We start from the raw sequence: 16,518 nt of genomic DNA on the forward strand, positions 1-16,518 counted from the left end.
CGGTGCTTGCGCTCGAGCGCAAGCACCGTTTTGCTACGCCGCCGTCGAATGGTCCACGGGCATCTCGCGGCCGAAGATCGCGCCTTCTTTCTCGAGTCCTCGAATCCGTTCGTCGTCGAACCCGTATTCGCGCAGCAATTGCGCCGTATGCTGCCCGAGGAGAGGTGCCGGCCGCGACGGCTTTTCACACCCGTGGGAAAAATGGATCGGCAGGCCGAGGCCTCGCACGCGTCCAGCGACGGGATGCGCCGTTTCGACGATCATGCCGCGTGCAATCGCCTGCTCGTGAGCGGCAGCCTCGGGCACTTCGAGGACCGGCCCGCTTGGCAAGCCGGCTTCGTCGAAGCACGCGAGCCATTCGTCCGTGGTCCGCTCGACGAGCCGGATGCCCAGGATCTCCACGAGCGCCGCGCGGTGCTTCATGCGGTCGGCGTTAGTGCGGAATCGTTCGTCGTCGGCGAGCCCGGGTATCTGCAGCACGTCGACGAGCCGCTCGTAGTTGCCCTGGTTGGCTGCACCGATGTTTATCCAGCCGTCCCGTGTTCGAAACGCCTGATAGGGCGCGCTCGTCGGATTGGCGGAACCCGCCTTCGGCAGCACCGTGCCGTCGGCGAAATAGTTGGCGAACGCCCAGTACATTTGCTGAAGACCCGCTTCGAATAGCGACGTATCCACCATTTGCCCGCGCCCCGTTCTCGCTTTGCCCGCATAAGCGGCGCAGATGCCGAGCGCCGCGAGGATCCCGGCGTTGATGTCCGTAACCGGCGAGCCCGCCTTGATCGGTGCCTGGCCCGGCTCGCCGGTCATGCTCATCAGGCCGCTCATGCCCTGGGCGATCAGGTCGAAACCGCCCTTGTCGGCCATCGGCCCGCTGCGGCCGAACCCCGAAATCGCGCAGTAGACGAGCCCGGGGTTCGCAGCCTTGAGCGTCTCGTACCCCATGCCGAGCCTTTCCATCGTGCCGCGACGGTAGTTCTCGGTGACTACGTCGGCCGTCGCGAGCATCATTCGCAGCACCTCTCGTCCGCCCGTAGTCTTCAAATTCAGTGCGATGCCGCGCTTGTTGCGGTTGACGATCATGAACGAGGCCGATTCGCCGCCCTCGAGAATCGGCGCGAAGCGCCGGCAATCGTCGCCGTCGGGGATCTTCTCGACCTTGATGACGTCCGCGCCCATATCCGCAAGCATCATCCCGCAGATCGGCCCCGACATGATGTGCGCGAGCTCGATCACGCGCATGCCGGCAAGCGGTCCCGTGCCGGTCGTCTCGGTCTGTTTCACTTCAACGTCCCTTGAATTGCGGTTGGACTTTATCGAGGAATGCCTGATAACCCGTGCGGAAATCGTCGGTCCCGAAACAGGCGAAGCCCTCGTCGCGCTCGGCAGCCGACAACGGTGTCGGATCCATGACGCGTTTCACGAATCGCTTGTGCCAGCGCGCAACGAGTGGCGCGCCATTGGCGATGCGGCGCGCCGTCTCGTAGCTGTGTGCCGTTACCTGGCCGTCGGGGACGACGCGCGTCACGAGTCTCTTGGCGAGCGCTTCGGCCGCATCGAAGATGCGCCCTTCGAGCAGGATCTCGAGCGCCACGGCAGGCCCGGCGAGCCGAACGAGCCCCGCGAGTTCCGCATGCGCCATCACGAGCCCGAGGTGCTTGATCGGCACGCCAAAGCGGCTCGATTCGCCGCAGATGCGCAAATCGCACATCGCCGCGATTTCGAGGCCGCCGCCGACGCACACGCCGTGAATCATCGCGACGAGCGGGTGGCGGCAAGCGTCGAGTGCCGCGAGCGTGCGATGCATGATCGCGCCATATGCCCGCGCTTGCTCCACATTGGCCCGATCGGTGCGGAACTCGCCGATGTCGTTGCCCGGCGAAAATGCCTTGTCGCCGGCACCACGTACGACGATGCAACGCAGCGAATCGTCGGCCGAGAGCGTTTCGATGGCCTCTCCCAGCGTGCTCCACATGTGCCTTGTCATCGCGTTGAGCTTTGTCTGCCGAGCGATGATGACGGTCGCGATGGTGTCATCTCGCTCGATGGCGATGGCGGATTCGTTCATTTCAATGCTCCTTCGCGCTGTTCATTGTCATATCGCAAGCGCAGCCGATCCGTTTCACGCCAGATTGCCGGCTTTCGCTGTCGTTGCTTCACGATGCTCGACCTCGAGCGAGCAGTCCGGACGCATCGTGAACGACAGCACGATCCCGATGGCCATCAGTGCCATCGATACGATGAACGGCAGGTTCCAGTTGCCGGTCCGGTCGATCAGCCAGCCGCCGATGACAGGACTGATGATCGCGGCAAGCGCGGAGCCCGAATTCATGACACCGCTCGCGATACCCGCATGCTTCGGCGCGATGTCCATCGGCACGGACCACATCGGGCCGATCGTCATCTCGTTGAAGAAGAATCCGCCGCTGAGGCACAGCGCGGCCAGCGTGATCGACATGTTCGAGATCAGCATGATGGGCGCGAGCGAGAGCAGCGTGAGCAGCATGCAGATGCCGACCATCACGTTGCGCGCCAGGCGCACATTGCCGCTGCGGTGCAGGATGGCGTCCGTGACCGTGCCGCCGAGCCAATCGCCGAGCACGCCGGCGAAGAACACGCCCGAGGCGAACAGCGCCGACTTGCCGAGCGCCATGTGATAGTTGTGCAGGAAGTACTGCGGGATCCAGCCCAGGAACAGCCACAGAACCCAGCCGTAGCAGAAGTACACGGCCGTCACGGGCGCCATGCGCACGAGCAGCGGACCCCACGGGGTCGGCGTGCGTTCCAGGGATCCCGAATAGGCGGAAAGTCTTGCGCATTCCGCTTCGGTGATACGCGGATGCTCGCGCGGATTGTCGCGGAAGTACCAGATCCACACCATCGCCCACAAAAAGCTCACGATGCCGGTGACGATGAAGGCGCCGCGCCAGCCCGTCGCGACCATGAGCCAGACGACCAGCGGCGGCGCGACGGCGTTGCCGATCCGCGAGGCGGCGTGGGTCGTGCCCTGCGCGAGGCCACGCTGCTCGGCCGGCATCCAGTTCGACATCGCGCGCGTCGCCGTCGGGAAAGTCGCGCCTTCCCCGAGCCCGAGCAGCAGCCGCGCAACCAATAGCGACGCGAAGCCGCCGGCGAGTCCGGTCAGCACGGTGGCGCCTGCCCACACCACGCCGCATACGGCGAGCGTGCGGCGCGGACCGAAGCGGTCACCGATCCACCCGCCGATGATCTGAAATACGAGGTACGGGTAGGCGAACATCGAAAACACCAGTCCGACCTGCGTATGCGACAGATGCAGTTCGGCGCCGAACGCACTCGCGGCGGTACTGACATTGACGCGATCGACGTATGTGATGAAGTACATCACGCATAGCAGCAACAGCACGCGCATCGTGGCACGACGAAACATGCTTGTCTCCTAGTCTTGGTTGGATGGTGCGCTCGAGCGCGCAACCCGGCAAGGGCGCTCGCAGCGAACGGGCTCCCGTGCTTCGTCAGGGTGCGCCGACGGGGCCGGAGCACACGGCAGCCGGCAAACGCGAATCAGGGGATGGCGGGCTTGCGGGGTCGTTTCATGTCATGTCTCCTGTCCTCGGTGCGGATCGTCTTCGCGTTCCGCGGTTCATCGAAATGCAGAAACGCTTCAACCGTCCCTCAAAGCCATCGCGAGTACGCGTGCCACGTGCAGTGCTTCGCGCGTGGCGCCGTCGTCGATCTGATGGCGGCAGCTGGTGCCGTCGGCGACGATCAGCGCATCGCCCGCGTTGCGCACCGCTGGAAGCAACGACAACTCGGCCATCGCCATCGATGCGTCGTAATGCTCCGCTTCATAGCCGAAACTTCCCGCCATGCCGCAGCAGGACGATTCGATCGTCGACACGTCCAGCCCCGGAATCCAGCCGAGCACCGTCTGCACGGGGCGAAGCGCATCGAATGCCTTCTGGTGGCAATGGCCGTGCACAAGTGCCTTCGTCTGAGGAAGCGCATTGAGCCGAAGGTTCAGCCGTTGCGCCTGCTTCTCGCGCACAAGGAACTCCTCGAACAGATATGACGCCTTCGACAGGCGAACGGCTTCGTCGCCCCAGCCGTAGGCAAGGAATTCGTCGCGCAGCGAAAGCAGGCACGACGGCTCGAGGCCGACGATCGGCACGCCGCGCTCGACGTAGGGCAGCAGCGCATCGAGCGTGCGCCTGGCCTCGGCCGTCGCGGCATCGACGCGTCCCGCCGCGAGGAAGGTGCGGCCGCAGCACAGCGGGCGTTCGTTCGGGGCGGTAACGTTGAACCGCACCGCATAGCCGGCCGCTTCGAGCACGCGCCGCGCGGCGGCGGCGTTCTCCGGGTCCATGTAGTTGTTGAAGGTATCGACGAAGAGCAGCACCTCCTTCGCTGCGTCGGCGCGAGATGCAGGCTGTGTCGCCGTCGACAGGAACGCACGCTTGAAGCGCGGCATCGAACGCTGCGTGGCGAGTCCCAGCCCCGCCTTGATCCATTGCGCCGCCAGCGGCGTGCGCTCGAGCGTCGCAACGAGCGCCGACATGCGGCTCGCGACAGGCGCATAGCGTGGCAGGAACGCGATGAGGCGCTCACGCAGGCGCATCCCGTGGCGCCCGTTCCACGCCGCACGCGCCTCGATCTTGAATCGCGCCATATCGACGCCGGTCGGGCAGTCCCGCTTGCAGCCCTTGCACGACACGCACAGGTCGAGGGCGTCCTTGACGTCTTGTCCGGCCAGCCCGTGCGCACCAAGTTGACCGGAAAGGGCAAGCCGCAGCGTGTTGGCCCGCCCGCGTGTGACATGCGCTTCGTCCTTCGTCACGCGATAGCTCGGGCACATCGTGCCCGCATCGAACTTGCGGCAATGGCCGTTGTTGTTGCACATTTCGACGGCCCTGGCGAGGCCGCCCGTGAGGTCGCCGCCCGAGCCCGGCTCGCCTTCCTCACCCGTCAGCGGATCGCGCGTCACACTCCACGCCGACCAGTCGAGCTGCGGGTTCAACGGGCGTTCGCAATAACCGGGCGCGAAGCGGAAGTTCGCGGCATCGTCCATCGTCGGGGGATCGACGATGCGGTTCGGGCTCATCCGGCCGTCGGGATCGAAAAGCGCCTTGATTTGCCGGAATGCGTCGTTGATGCGAGGGCCATACTGCCATGCGACCCATTCGCCGCGGCACAGTCCGTCGCCGTGCTCGCCCGAATACGCACCCTTGTACTCGCGCACCATCGCGGCCGCTTCTTCGGCGATGGCTCGCATTTTTTGCGCGCCGTCGCGGCGCATGTCGAGAATCGGCCTGACGTGCAGCGTGCCGACGCTGGCGTGCGCATACCAGGTGCCTTCGGTGCCATGCTTGTGAAACACCTCGGTAAGACGGCGCGTGTATTCGGCCAGATGCTCGAGCGGCACGGCGCAGTCCTCGATGAACGAGACTGGTTTGCCGTCGCCCTTCATGCTCATCATGATGTTCAGGCCGGCCTTGCGAACTTCCCACAACGCCTTTTGCTGCGAGGCATCGGGCATCTCAACGACTGAGCCCGGCTGGCCGAGATCGCCCATCAGCTCGGAGAGCCGCGCAAGCTGGGCAAGCTGCGCACTGTGGTCCTCGCCTGCGAACTCGACGAGAAGCACCGCTTGCGGCGAACCCACGAGCGCCTCCTCGATGACGGGCCTGAACGACGGATTGGACATCGACAGATCGATCATCGTGCGATCGACCAGTTCGACGGCAACCGGGCCGAGCTTCACGATGTGCTGCGTCATGTCCATCGCGTCATGGAAGGACGCGAAGTTCACAACGCCGAGCACCTTGTGCGCTGGGATCGGTGCGAGCTTGAGTGTCAGTTGGCGGCTGAAGGCCAGCGTGCCTTCCGAGCCCACGAGAAGGTGGGCGAGGTTCGGCTCGCCGGTCGTCGTGTAGGCGAGGGGGTTCTGGCAGTCGAACAGGTCGAGGTTGTAGCCCGACACGCGCCGCAGCACTTTCGGCACGCACTCGCGCAACGCGTCGCGCTCGCGCACGGCGATCCGGCGCACGTCTTCGACGAGCTGGCGCGTGCGCGCGTCCGCCGACATCGTCGAGAGCGCCGCGAAGCGCGCCTCGTGACCGTCGGCGAGCACGGCGTCGATCGCTTCGACGTTGTGAACCATGATCCCGTATTTGAGCGAGCGCGAACCGCAGGAGTTGTTGCCGGCCATTCCGCCGATCGTGCATTGCGCGCCGGTCGACACGTCCACGGGAAACCAGAGGCCATGCGGCTTGAGCCAGGCGTTCAGGTGATCGAGCACGATGCCGGGCTCGACCGTCACGGTGCGCGCCTCTTTATCGAAATCGACGATGCGGTTCAGCCACTTGCTCGTGTCGACGACGAGCGCTTCGCCTACCGTCTGGCCGCACTGGCTCGTGCCGCCGCCGCGCGCAAGCAACGGCGTGCCGGTGTCGCGGGCGATCTCGAGCGCGCGCCGCAGATCGTCCTGATCCGTCGGCACGACCACGCCGATCGGCATGATCTGGTAGATCGACGCATCGGTCGCATAGCGGCCGCGTGCCGCGCGCTCGAACAGCACGTCGCCCCTGAGTTCCTTCGCCAGGCGCGCGGCGAGCGGTGTGAGCGCCGCGCGCGCCGAGGTGGGCATCAGACGGATCGGGCGGACGAATCCCTGCGATGATGGAGTGGGCATTGGTGTCACGGCCGGTTCGGTTCAGCGTGGGTCGGCGCTCGTTAGGGGAGCGGCACGTGCTCAGGCGAGCATCAGCTCGACGGGAGGCAGCCCTTCGATCACGCCCCGCGCCACGCCGGCTTCGCCCGGAAAATATATGCCCGTATAAGAACCGCACGTCAGCACGCAACCGGGCTCGAGCGTGAGTCCGCGGGACAAGCAGTGCCTGACGAGCCAGCCCGGCAAGCGGCGCGGATCGCCGGCAGGGTTGGCAGGCTTGCCGTCGACCACGTCCTTGCAATCGAACGTAAAGCTCATCGCCGGGGCGACGAATGGATAGCACGGGTCGTAGGGCACGCCTTCACCGAGAATCAACGCGCCGTGATTCTGCAGATCGGCGAGTTGCCAAAGCTTGTCGACGTTCGGCCATCCCGAAAAGCGGCTGGCGACCACTTCGATCGCCGCGTGCACGGATGCGATTCCATCGAGCACGGCGTCGTCGGACAAGGGCCCGCTGAGCGCCTTGAAGCGTCGCCCGAGCACGAAGGCGATTTCGAGCTCGAGGCCGGGCTTCGGAAACGCGTCGCGCGCAAGCGTGACGGGGCTTCGGTATACAGTGGTGGCCGGCAACGGCGCGCCCTGGATCGGGCCGTCAGGCGATTTCGAGCCGATTTTCCAGCCTGCGGGGGGCGTCCGCATTGCACGCAGCGTGGCGTGCTGGACGGCGTAGGCTTCGTCGACACATGCCGGGCGCATGTATTCAGGCAGCGACGCAAGCGCCGCGACGGTACCGCGAACGCGGGCCTCGGCCAGCAGGCTTGCGAGACCCTCGACGGGGGAGGACAACCCCGAGGGCGCCGTCATGCTGCCACCTTCAGTGCCGGCGTGGCGACGTGGTTCATCAGATGCTCCATTGCAGCAGCCACGCCGCTTGCGGCGAGCTTGACGCCGGCGAGCTTCAATCCCATTTCGCAGCCCGTGAGCGTGGCCATGAGTGTGAGGTCGTTGCACTCGCCGAGATGGCCGATGCGGAACATGCGCCCCTTGATCTTGCCGAGACCCGTGCCGAGCGACATGTCGAAACGCTCGTAGATGAGCTTGCGCACGGCGTCGGCGTCGATCCCTTCGGGCATCATCACGCCGGTGAGCACGGGCGAGTAGACCGCCGGGTCCGCGCACTGGATCTCGAGGCCCCAGCCGGTGACGGCGGCGCGGCACGCGGCGGCAAGCCGCTGATGGCGCGCGAACACGTTCTCGAGACCTTCGTCAAGGATCATGTCGAGTGCTTCGGACAAGCCGTACAGCAGGTTAGTGTTCGGCGTGTACGGCCAGTAGCCTTGCTTGTTCATCGCGATGATTTCCGCCCAGCCCCAGAACGCGCGCGGCAGCCGGGCGCTCCGGCTCGCGTCGAGCGCCTTTTGCGAGACGGCGTTGAAACTGATGCCCGGGGGCAGCATCAAGCCCTTCTGCGATCCCGAGACCGTGACATCGACGCCCCATTCGTCATGCCGGTAATCGGCCGACGCGAGGCCCGAGATCGTATCGACGAGCAACAGCGCCGGGTGGCCCGCGGCGTCGATCGCACGGCGCACGGCCGCGATGTCCGACGTCACGCCCGTCGACGTCTCGTTATGCACGACGCAGACGGCCTTGATCGCGTGGCCCGTATCGGCGCGCAGCCGCGCCTCGATCATGTCGGGCTGCACGCCGCGCCGCCAGCCTTCGATGCCCGGCAGGCCGAGAAACTCCGGCTTCAGGCCGAGGTTCTCGGCCATCTTTTTCCACAGCGTCGCGAAGTGGCCGGTCTCGTACATCAGGACCGTGTCGCCCGCGCTCAACGTATTGCACAGGGCCGCTTCCCACGCACCGGTGCCGGAAGCCGGATAGATCACGACCGGCTGCGTGGTATTGAAGATCTTCTTGATGCCGTCGAGCACTTGCAGGCCCAGCGCGCCGAATTCCGGCCCGCGGTGGTCGATGGTGGGGTAGCTCATCGCCCGCAGGATGCGGTCGGGGACCGGACTCGGCCCGGGAATCTGCAGGAAGTGGCGACCGGCGGGGTGGAAGTCCAGCTTGAGCATGTCAGTTTCCTCGTTTGAATTTTGCATGCAAAAAACTTTATCTCATGACGGCCATCTGGAAAAGCATGGATTTATTAGGGGAAACCCCAGTATTAACGTGGTGCTTGGCAGATGCAGTAAAATCGCGACTGAATGAAGTCTTGGAGAATTTGAATGCAAAATCCTGGTATGCCATCCGAGAAGGTCGCCCCGCTGCTGCCGAAAGTGGAGCGGCAACGCTTGCACGACACTGTGGTCGACCACCTGCGCACGTTCATCGTCGAAGGGGTGCTCGAGCCGGGCATGAAGCTGAATGAACGCGAGCTGTGCGAGCGCCTCGGCATTTCGCGCACGCCTTTGCGCGAGGCGCTGAAGGTGCTCGCGGCCGAGGGGCTCGTCGATATTTCGCCGAACCGGGGCGCGTCGGTATCACAGATGAGCGAAGCCGAGATTCGGGAGATGTTCGAGTTGTTGAGCGGCCTGGAAGCGTTTTCGGGCGAACTGGCGTGCGAACGCATGACGCCCGCCGAGCTTGCCGAAATCAAGGTGCTGCACTACGAGATGCTCGCGTGCCGCGCGCAGAACGATCTGTCCGGCTACTACGTGCGCAATCAGGCGATTCACGATCGGATCAACGAAGCGGCGCGCAATACGGCGTTGCGGCAGGTTTATGTCACGATGAACCGGCGCTTGCAGGCGCTGCGCTTTCGGTCGAATTTCCAGAGCTCGAAGTGGGACAGCGCGATTCACGACCACGAGGAAATGATTCGCGCGCTGGAGGCTCGCGACGGGAAGAAGATGGCGGTCATCCTGCGCGCGCATCTTCTCGCGAAGCGCGACGCCGTGCTCATGCAAGCGTCGCTGGCTAAGGAGACGGCGCACTCGGCAAGCTGAGCGGCGCCGAGTGCGCCGCGGTTTCGCGGCACCGGCGACGAAAGCCTCGCGCCGCCGATGTCGATGGAATCTGCGGCCGGACGAGAGCTTCGTGAAGACGATGAAGCGCGATTGGGTCGTCTTCAGCCGAAGCCGAAGCCGAACGCTGGGACGGCCTTGCGGAATCTCGCCATTCGCGCTCGAGCGGGTTTTGCCGACCCGGATCAGCGTTTACCCCCGACCTTTCTTCTCGAGCAATTGCTTTACAACTAAATTATCTACTCCTAGTGTAAAAGTGCATCCCACCGGGAGTTTCCATGAAGATCGTGTGTATCGGCGGCGGTCCGGCCAGGTTGTACTTCGGTCTACTGATGAAGCTTCAGAATTCGACGCACGACGTCACCGTGGTCGAGCGAAGCCGGCCGTATGACATCTTCGGCTGGGGCGTCGCCTTCTCGGACCAGACGCTCGGCAATTTGCTACGTGCCGATCCGAAGAGCGCTGCGCAGATTCTCGATGCGTTCAACCATTGGGACGATATCGAAGTCCATATCCGTGGCCAGGTGGTACGCTCGGGCGGCCACGGCTTCTGCGGCATTGGCCCGCAAGCGGCTGTTGAATATCCTGCAGGCCCGCTGTGATCCTGCCCAAGCCCACGACCTCGGGAGCCAAAGCCCATGGTCGATTGGACCGGGCCGACTTCATCTACATTGCCCGAGACGACGAATACCATTGCCCCGCCGGCCAACGTGCGATTTACCGCTTCACTCGAGAGGAGCATGGTATGCAACTGCACCGCTACTGGAGCAGTGCCTGTCCTCGGTGCTCGATGAAGTCGCAATGTACGCCGAGCGATTATCGGCGTATTACCCGATGGGAGCATGAGTCTGTGCTGGATGCAGTCCAACGTCGGCTCGACAAGACCCCGGATGCGATGACAGTTCGCAGGCGGACCGTCAAACATGTCTTCGGGACGTTCAAGCACTGGATGGGTTACACGCACGTCCTGACGCGCAAACTGCCCAACGTGCGTACCGAGATGAGCCTGCACGTGCTTGCCTACAATCTCACGCGGGTCTCGAGGATTCTGGGATTCGCGAAAACAACGAGAGCCATGCGGCTGATGGGTGCGTGAGCACCCGTTAGGGTCCGGAAATAGACCAAAAACGGCTCTGTCAAGTTGACGAGCGCAGGCTACGCGTCCTCCTAAAGAGTAGTTATCCTTATCAGATAACTTCGTTGGCTGCGGCACAGACAGTCCAGCCATGCCATGTGGCGAGGCGTTCCTTGAGTAAGGTGCGATGACGTGCCGCATTCATCTGATGGCTGGGCAACGCGAAGTGCTGACGGATCGGGCCGAAACATGAGAGAAACGCCTGCGTGCGACGCGGATCGCGAAAGCCGCGCATCTGGCGTTCGCGCCTGCGGGTCGGTTGGTGGCTGTTCTCGGTGCGGTTGTTCACGCGTGCAGCTGCCTTAACGAACACATGCTTCACGTGGGCGAGTTCGGGAATTTCTGCCTTCGCAGCCGGGTAGCTGCGCAGTTGGTCGGTAACGATGCTGCGCGGGACGCGTTCATATAGATTACCCCTATCAGAGGGAAACCGAGCGGCCGACCCCGTGGGCGATCTGCTGCAATGAACCGCCCTTGTGCCAGTGCTCCCACATTCACGCCTTCCGGCTGCCTGCACAGCAGATTCGCGGTCTCTGCTTCATTGCAATACTCTTCGCTGCCGTGCAGCCTCAAGTGTGTTGCTGCGACCGGTTGAATCCGCAACCATCTACTGCCATTCGCCAGCGAGCGTCCGCAGATTTCTAAAATTTCACGATCGCCACTGCGCCTTCGGTGCTGATGAAAAGCCACTATCCTTCTTGGCGGAAGTGCGCTCGATGCCACTGTATTTCATCACGCTTTCCTGGGCGGGCGCGCACGGAAACCGGCGGGCGACACCTTCTAGTCAGTCATGCTCGACTCGACTGAACGGCACTTCGTCCGGGGGTGACCTGCCCCTTTCGCTATCGGCAACAGGTTTCCAGCATTGCCCGTAAAGCATGCGATCGGTGATGCGCCGGGAGCGACAGACTTCGCCCGCGTGCGTCGCCCTTGTCAATGGCGACGCCGATGCGATCACATGCGGCTGGCCTATCGTTGCACATCCAGATTTCCCGTGGCCTTTCCCTGGGCGGCTGACACTGGCGTAGGACGATCGTACTAGCCGCTTCGCACCAAGACGTGGAGCATGATCTGAATTATCCGTCGCCACCCACGACTGACTGACACCGGTTCCAAGCGCATCCGACTTTGGCGTTTCCTGCCAGACGGCTCGCCGCGTAGCCGATTCAACCCGGACTACGTCTCTCAGTGTTTCCACCAGTATTCGGTGTCTTCAGCATCCTATACAAATGCATCCAATAGCAGACAAAGAGATAGTCAAACATACAAAGTTTGACGTGGGATTTTGATCTTGCTATGGTTCGGTGCATTGTTCGAAGTGGATGAAAGAATGAACGACATTGGCGTGAAGGTTCGATTGCTACGACGCAGGCTCGGCTTGACGATTGAGCAGGCGGCAGCGGCAGCAGGCATTTCCAAACCGTTTCTGTCACAGGTGGAGCGGGGCGTGTCGGTCCCGTCAATTACCTCGCTGACGGGGATCGCAAAGGCTCTGGGCGTGAGCATGCAGTACTTCATCGACCTGCCGCACGAGTCCGCAAACGTGCGGCGTGCACGTGATGCGAGCTTCTTCAGCGTTGGCAGTGCGGGCGACATGTACTCACGGCTTTCTGGATCGTTTCCGGATCGCAAACTTGAAGTCGTCGTTACCCGCATGCCGCCGGGGCACACGGATACCGAGGTGACCACCCATGCAGGCGAGGAGTTCGTGTACGTCATGGAAGGCGAACTGGAAATTACGATCGACGGCCAGTCGTTCCGGATGGGTGTAGGCGATAGTGCACATTATCCGTCCACAAGCTCGCATAGTTGGCTCAACCCGGGCAAGACGGAGACAGTCCTGATGTGGGTCGGCACGCCGCGACTTTTTTAACTAGATAGTTGTCGAGGAGATATCTTGGAGGCAAGGCAAATAGTTCCGTTCAATTCGGATTCCTCAGTAGCTGTTGCGTATGAACGTATCGTCTCCAGCGATGTCGGCACGCTCGTCGGCGCTGGGCGCTTCGAAAAGGGCAGCACACATCCCGAGTCCGGGTGGTCGATTCACGATGTCGACGAGTATTCATTCGTCATCTCGGGTTGCTGTGTCGTGACGACGCCGCATGGCAGTCAGGAATTCCACGCCGGAGCGTTCACGATGATTCCGGCGGGCGAGCCGCATCGAGTGGAAGCGCTGGCGGATACCGAGGTGCTGTGGTGGCTGTTGGGTAACCCGAAGGCATTTGACGCACTTAAATCGCAATATCCCTGGATCGAGTGAGGTGGACATATGAAACTCAAGCGCGCTGTTGCTGCGGCGGGTCTGTCCGCGGCGGCGGTATGGTCGATCGGCGCCCATGCCACGAGCGAACGCAATCTGCGAATCGACGAGGCCGCCGTCGAAGACATCGATCCGGCCAAGGCGAGCGACTATGGGTCTGTCGTAATCACGACCAATGTCTATGACGCGCTGGTTGAACCGGAAGGCAAGACGAAGATCGAGCCGGCCCTGGCTTCCAGCTGGACCGTTTCCCCGGACGGCAAGAAGTATACGTTCACGTTGAGAAGCAACGTCGCCTTCCATGACGGTGGAAAGGTCAATGCCGATGACGTCGTCTACTCGTTCAACCGGATGCGCACCATCAACCAGGGAAATGCGAACCTGTTTGACGGCGTCGAGAGTGTGACTGCTGCCGGAAAGTCGACGGTCGTGTTTACGCTGAAACGGCCCGATTCGTCGTTCCTTGCAAATTTAGTATTCCTTCGTGTGCTGAGCCAGGATGTCTGTAATGCTCAGAAGAAACCGGGGAATTTCGGCGCAAATGGCGACTATTGCCAAGCTTACCTGAGGACGCACGACGCGGGATCGGGTGCATACAAGGTTCAGTCGCAGGACAGCAAGTCGATGGCGGTGCTGGTTCGCGATTCGTCGTACTTTGGATCGTTCGAAAAGAATGCACCCGAGACGGTCCGTATCCGGTACTCGCTCGACCCGACGACGGTGCGTGCAATGCTGATGCGCAAGGAGCACGATATCTCGAGCGAATGGCTGCCGAATGAGACGCTGGCAGCGCTGTCTGCGTCCGGGGTCAAGCTGATGCGCGAATCGGGTACAGGCCTGTTCCTGCTCTCGCTCAACATGCAGCGGGCGCCGACGGACGATCTGGCCGTACGCAAGGCCATTGCGCTCGGATTCGACTACGGGACAATGATGAGTCTGCTGAAGATCAACAGCCAGGTTTCGAAGGGGCAACCGATCAACGGCCCGATCCCGGCGGGTATGCCGGGGTACGACCCGTCGATTCCTGCTCCGAAGCGAGATGTCGCGGCGGCGAAACAATGGCTGGCGAAGTCCAAATACAAGGGGCAGCAGCTGACGCTCGATCTCGCTTGGGCTGCGGAAGTGCCGTTCGAAGAAAAGGTCGCGTTGCTGTTCCAGCAGAACATGGCGGAAATCGGCATCAAGGTGAACATCGCGAAGTTGCCATGGAGCGTGCTCTCGGAGCATGCATCGAAGCCAGAGACGACGCCGCAGGTTGCGGAAGTCTATACGTCGCTGGTCACACCGGATGTCGATTCGGCGCTATCCCCGCTTTACGGCAGCGAAGGTGCTGGAACTTGGCTGAGCATGTCGTGGATGAAGAACGCTGATGTGGATCACTTGCTTGCACAGGCTCGCTCGACGGCGAACGCTACGCAACGTGCACAACTGTACCGCGACCTCGGTGCAAGGATCGTTGCGCTGCAGCCATCCGTTTTCGTCAATTCGGACGATGCGGTGTTTGCGAAGCAGGCAAATATCTCGAACCCGATGCTCGACGATCCCGGCAAGACGGTGCCGATGGCCGGCGGAAACTTCCTGTTCAGGAAGATGAGTATCAACTGACTACGATCGCTGCCGGGCGGTATGCCGCCCGGCACAGAGAATTCCTATGACCAAGTTTCTGGCCGGCAGGCTGCTGCAGTCATGTCTTGTCCTGTTCGGCGTTTCGATCCTGGTGTTCGCCCTGGCGCGGTTGATGCCCGGCGATCCCGCAAGGCTGGCGTTGGGACCTACTGCATCGGAATCACAGGTGCGGCAGCTCCGTCATGAGATGCATCTCGACGACCCACTTCCCGAACAGTACGTCCGCTTCGCGAAAGGGGTCATGCATGGAGATCTCGGCATCTCGCTGCAATCCCACGACGATGTGACCCTCGAAGTACGGCGCCTCTTCCCGGCCACACTCGAACTCGTGCTGTGGGCCGCCGCGCTCATGGTGCTGATCGGATTGCCGCTTGGCGTCGTCGCGGCTCGGTACCGGGATGCGTTGCCTGATCACGTGACCCGTGTACTGGCGATGCTGTTCGCCGTCACTCCAACGTTCATTTGGGCAGTGCTATTCATGCTGATATTCAGCTACAAGTTGGGTTGGACCCCCATATCCGGCCGTTTGACCGACGGCATGGCGCCGCCTCCGCACGTCACGGGCCTGTATGTCGTCGACGCCGCGATCACCGGCCAATGGCATATCGCTGGCGATGCGCTGGCGCATCTCGTGTTGCCGAGCGTCTCGCTGGCACTCGCCGGCATCGGCCAAGCGGCACGCATGATGCGGACGAGCATGATCGAGACGTACGGCAAGACGTACGTGGAGCTGGCGCGCGCGTTCGGGCTCGCCGGTTCGCAGATCAACTTCAAATACGCGCTTCGTCCCGCACTCGTGCCGACGCTGACGATCATGGGGCTCGACGTATCGGCGGCGCTTGGCAGCGCATTCCTCGTCGAGACCGTGTTCGGGTGGCCGGGCATCGCGCAATACGGGGTGCAGGCCGTCATGAGCAAGGACCTGAACGCGATTATCGGCACGGTAATGGTGCTTGCTGCTTTCTTTCTTATCGTCAACACGCTCGTCGACCTGGTTCTGCCATGGTTGAACCCGCGTGCGCGACTGGGTGCGAGGTCATGATGCTGGCTCGTCGATGGTATGTATTCAGCCGCAGTCCGCTGTCCGTCATCGGGCTCGGCATCGTCATCGCGGTCGTCGTTGCCGCAGTGATTGCCCCGTGGCTCGCGCCGTTTCCGCTGCACGCGGGAACATTTACGGATTTCGTCAATGCCAGCCAGCCACCGAGCGTCGCACATCCTTTCGGTACCGACACCATCGGCCGCGACATCCTGAGCCGATGCATTTTTGGGCTGCGGGTGTCGCTGCTGCTCGGCATCGTCGTGCTGGCCTTCGCGGTTCCGGTTGGCGTGGCGGCCGGCTTGCTGGCCGGTTATTTCGACGGGGCACTGGATGTCGTCATCATGCGGACGACCGACGTGTTCATCGCCATTCCGCCACTTGTGCTCTCCCTGGCGATCATGGGCTTCCTGCAACCGACGCTGTTCAATGCAACCATTGCACTTGCGGTGATGTGGTGGCCTTGGTATGCGCGGCTCGTGTATTCGCAGGTCCGCGAAATCAAGCACGAGAGTTTCGTGGATGCCGCACGAGTCGTTGGCGCATCTAACTGGCACATCGTGCTGCGTGAAATTCTTCCGAACTGCCTGCCGGGTATCGTCACGAAGATGACGCTCGACATGGGCTTCGCCATCCTGCTTGGGGCGAGCCTGAGCTTCCTGGGACTGGGCGTGCAGCCGCCGACCCCCGACCTGGGTGGCATGGTCGCCGACGGAGCGCGCTATCTCCCTGATCAGTGGTGGATCGCGATTTGCCCGGGGTTTTGTATCGTCGTCGTGACGCTCGGTTTCAATTTGCTGGGTGATGGTGTCCGCGACCTTCTGGATGCGGGGAACTAAC

At 62.7% G+C, this 16,518-nt stretch carries 12 protein-coding genes and 3 pseudogenes; 8 read left to right on the top strand and 7 right to left on the bottom strand.

Features of this window, described 5'->3' with window-relative positions:
• Positions 1–33 precede the first annotated feature (33 nt).
• The 6 genes from ACV22Z_RS21365 to ACV22Z_RS21390 all read right to left on the bottom strand — a co-directional run bounded on the left by ACV22Z_RS21365 (position 34) and on the right by ACV22Z_RS21390 (position 8,727).
• Positions 34–1,239: a CaiB/BaiF CoA transferase family protein gene (locus tag ACV22Z_RS21365; protein ID WP_448078489.1), complete on the bottom strand. Its 1,206-nt coding sequence runs from the start codon at positions 1,237–1,239 to the stop codon at positions 34–36.
• 43 nt (positions 1,240–1,282) lie between these two features.
• The gene (locus ACV22Z_RS21370; protein WP_448078279.1) at positions 1,283–2,065 is read right to left on the bottom strand and encodes an enoyl-CoA hydratase/isomerase family protein; all 783 of its coding nucleotides are present in this window, start codon (positions 2,063–2,065) and stop codon (positions 1,283–1,285) included.
• Between the two features lie 54 nt (positions 2,066–2,119).
• Positions 2,120–3,406 (bottom strand): MFS transporter, encoded by a 1,287-nt coding sequence (locus ACV22Z_RS21375; RefSeq protein WP_448078280.1) that lies wholly within the window; start codon positions 3,404–3,406, stop codon positions 2,120–2,122.
• Positions 3,407–3,640: 234 nt separating this feature from the next.
• Positions 3,641–6,667 carry an FAD-binding and (Fe-S)-binding domain-containing protein gene (locus ACV22Z_RS21380; protein ID WP_448078281.1) on the bottom strand — a complete coding sequence of 1,009 codons (3,027 nt, stop codon included), beginning with the start codon at positions 6,665–6,667 and terminating at the stop codon, positions 3,641–3,643.
• Between the two features lie 60 nt (positions 6,668–6,727).
• A complete protein-coding gene (locus ACV22Z_RS21385; protein ID WP_448078282.1) occupies positions 6,728–7,510 on the bottom strand; it encodes a 2-keto-4-pentenoate hydratase in 783 nt (260 codons plus the stop codon).
• Complete coding sequence (locus tag ACV22Z_RS21390; protein WP_448078283.1) at positions 7,507–8,727, bottom strand: pyridoxal-phosphate-dependent aminotransferase family protein; 1,221 nt, start codon at positions 8,725–8,727, stop codon at positions 7,507–7,509. The genes ACV22Z_RS21385 and ACV22Z_RS21390 overlap by 4 nt, the downstream gene beginning before the upstream one ends.
• Before the next feature lie 153 nt (positions 8,728–8,880).
• Between ACV22Z_RS21390 and ACV22Z_RS21395 the strand changes: the two genes are divergently transcribed.
• The 3 genes and pseudogenes from ACV22Z_RS21395 to ACV22Z_RS21405 form a co-directional block, all read left to right on the top strand.
• Positions 8,881–9,600: a GntR family transcriptional regulator gene (locus ACV22Z_RS21395; RefSeq protein ID WP_448078284.1), complete on the top strand. Its 720-nt coding sequence runs from the start codon at positions 8,881–8,883 to the stop codon at positions 9,598–9,600.
• 296 nt (positions 9,601–9,896) lie between these two features.
• Positions 9,897–10,221: pseudogene (locus ACV22Z_RS21400) on the top strand (bifunctional salicylyl-CoA 5-hydroxylase/oxidoreductase); the annotation flags it as partial.
• Between the two features lies 1 nt (position 10,222).
• Positions 10,223–10,714, top strand: a pseudogene (locus ACV22Z_RS21405) (transposase); the annotation flags it as partial.
• 91 nt (positions 10,715–10,805) lie between these two features.
• On the opposite strand, the pseudogene ACV22Z_RS21410 reads toward ACV22Z_RS21405, so the two are convergent.
• Positions 10,806–11,150, bottom strand: a pseudogene (locus tag ACV22Z_RS21410) (DDE-type integrase/transposase/recombinase); the annotation flags it as partial.
• A gap of 933 nt (positions 11,151–12,083) precedes the next feature.
• Here ACV22Z_RS21410 and ACV22Z_RS21415 point away from each other — a divergent pair.
• Genes ACV22Z_RS21415 through ACV22Z_RS21435 form a run of 5 tightly spaced genes read left to right on the top strand, consistent with a single transcriptional unit; the run spans position 12,084 to position 16,517 of the window.
• Positions 12,084–12,626 carry a helix-turn-helix domain-containing protein gene (locus tag ACV22Z_RS21415; protein ID WP_448078285.1) on the top strand — a complete coding sequence of 181 codons (543 nt, stop codon included), beginning with the start codon at positions 12,084–12,086 and terminating at the stop codon, positions 12,624–12,626.
• Positions 12,627–12,650: 24 nt separating this feature from the next.
• Positions 12,651–13,013 (top strand): cupin domain-containing protein, encoded by a 363-nt coding sequence (locus ACV22Z_RS21420; protein WP_448078286.1) that lies wholly within the window; start codon positions 12,651–12,653, stop codon positions 13,011–13,013.
• Positions 13,014–13,022: 9 nt separating this feature from the next.
• Positions 13,023–14,618 (top strand): ABC transporter substrate-binding protein, encoded by a 1,596-nt coding sequence (locus ACV22Z_RS21425; protein ID WP_448078287.1) that lies wholly within the window; start codon positions 13,023–13,025, stop codon positions 14,616–14,618.
• A 46-nt stretch (positions 14,619–14,664) separates the two neighbouring features.
• A complete protein-coding gene (locus ACV22Z_RS21430; RefSeq protein WP_448078288.1) occupies positions 14,665–15,681 on the top strand; it encodes an ABC transporter permease in 1,017 nt (338 codons plus the stop codon).
• Positions 15,678–16,517, top strand: a complete 840-nt coding sequence (locus ACV22Z_RS21435) for an ABC transporter permease (protein WP_448078289.1) — start codon at positions 15,678–15,680, stop codon at positions 16,515–16,517. Before ACV22Z_RS21430 ends, ACV22Z_RS21435 begins: the two co-directional genes overlap by 4 nt.
• Position 16,518: the final 1 nt, after the last annotated feature.

The sequence above is a fragment of the Burkholderia sp. PU8-34 genome (genome assembly GCF_053427725.1).

Excerpts from the sequence above, each read along its gene's own strand:
- ACV22Z_RS21425 (WP_448078287.1), top strand. The coding sequence starts at position 13,023 with ATGAAACTCAAGCGCGCTGTTGCTGCGGCGGGTCTGTCCGCGGCGGCG.
- ACV22Z_RS21415 (WP_448078285.1), top strand. The coding sequence starts at position 12,084 with ATGAACGACATTGGCGTGAAGGTTCGATTGCTACGACGCAGGCTCGGC.
- ACV22Z_RS21380 (WP_448078281.1), bottom strand. The coding sequence starts at position 6,667 with ATGCCCACTCCATCATCGCAGGGATTCGTCCGCCCGATCCGTCTGATG.
- ACV22Z_RS21375 (WP_448078280.1), bottom strand. The coding sequence starts at position 3,406 with ATGTTTCGTCGTGCCACGATGCGCGTGCTGTTGCTGCTATGCGTGATG.
- ACV22Z_RS21390 (WP_448078283.1), bottom strand. The coding sequence starts at position 8,727 with ATGCTCAAGCTGGACTTCCACCCCGCCGGTCGCCACTTCCTGCAGATT.
- ACV22Z_RS21385 (WP_448078282.1), bottom strand. The coding sequence starts at position 7,510 with ATGACGGCGCCCTCGGGGTTGTCCTCCCCCGTCGAGGGTCTCGCAAGC.
- ACV22Z_RS21365 (WP_448078489.1), bottom strand. The coding sequence starts at position 1,239 with ATGCGCGTGATCGAGCTCGCGCACATCATGTCGGGGCCGATCTGCGGG.
- ACV22Z_RS21370 (WP_448078279.1), bottom strand. The coding sequence starts at position 2,065 with ATGAACGAATCCGCCATCGCCATCGAGCGAGATGACACCATCGCGACC.
- ACV22Z_RS21430 (WP_448078288.1), top strand. The coding sequence starts at position 14,665 with ATGACCAAGTTTCTGGCCGGCAGGCTGCTGCAGTCATGTCTTGTCCTG.
- ACV22Z_RS21395 (WP_448078284.1), top strand. The coding sequence starts at position 8,881 with ATGCAAAATCCTGGTATGCCATCCGAGAAGGTCGCCCCGCTGCTGCCG.
- ACV22Z_RS21435 (WP_448078289.1), top strand. The coding sequence starts at position 15,678 with ATGATGCTGGCTCGTCGATGGTATGTATTCAGCCGCAGTCCGCTGTCC.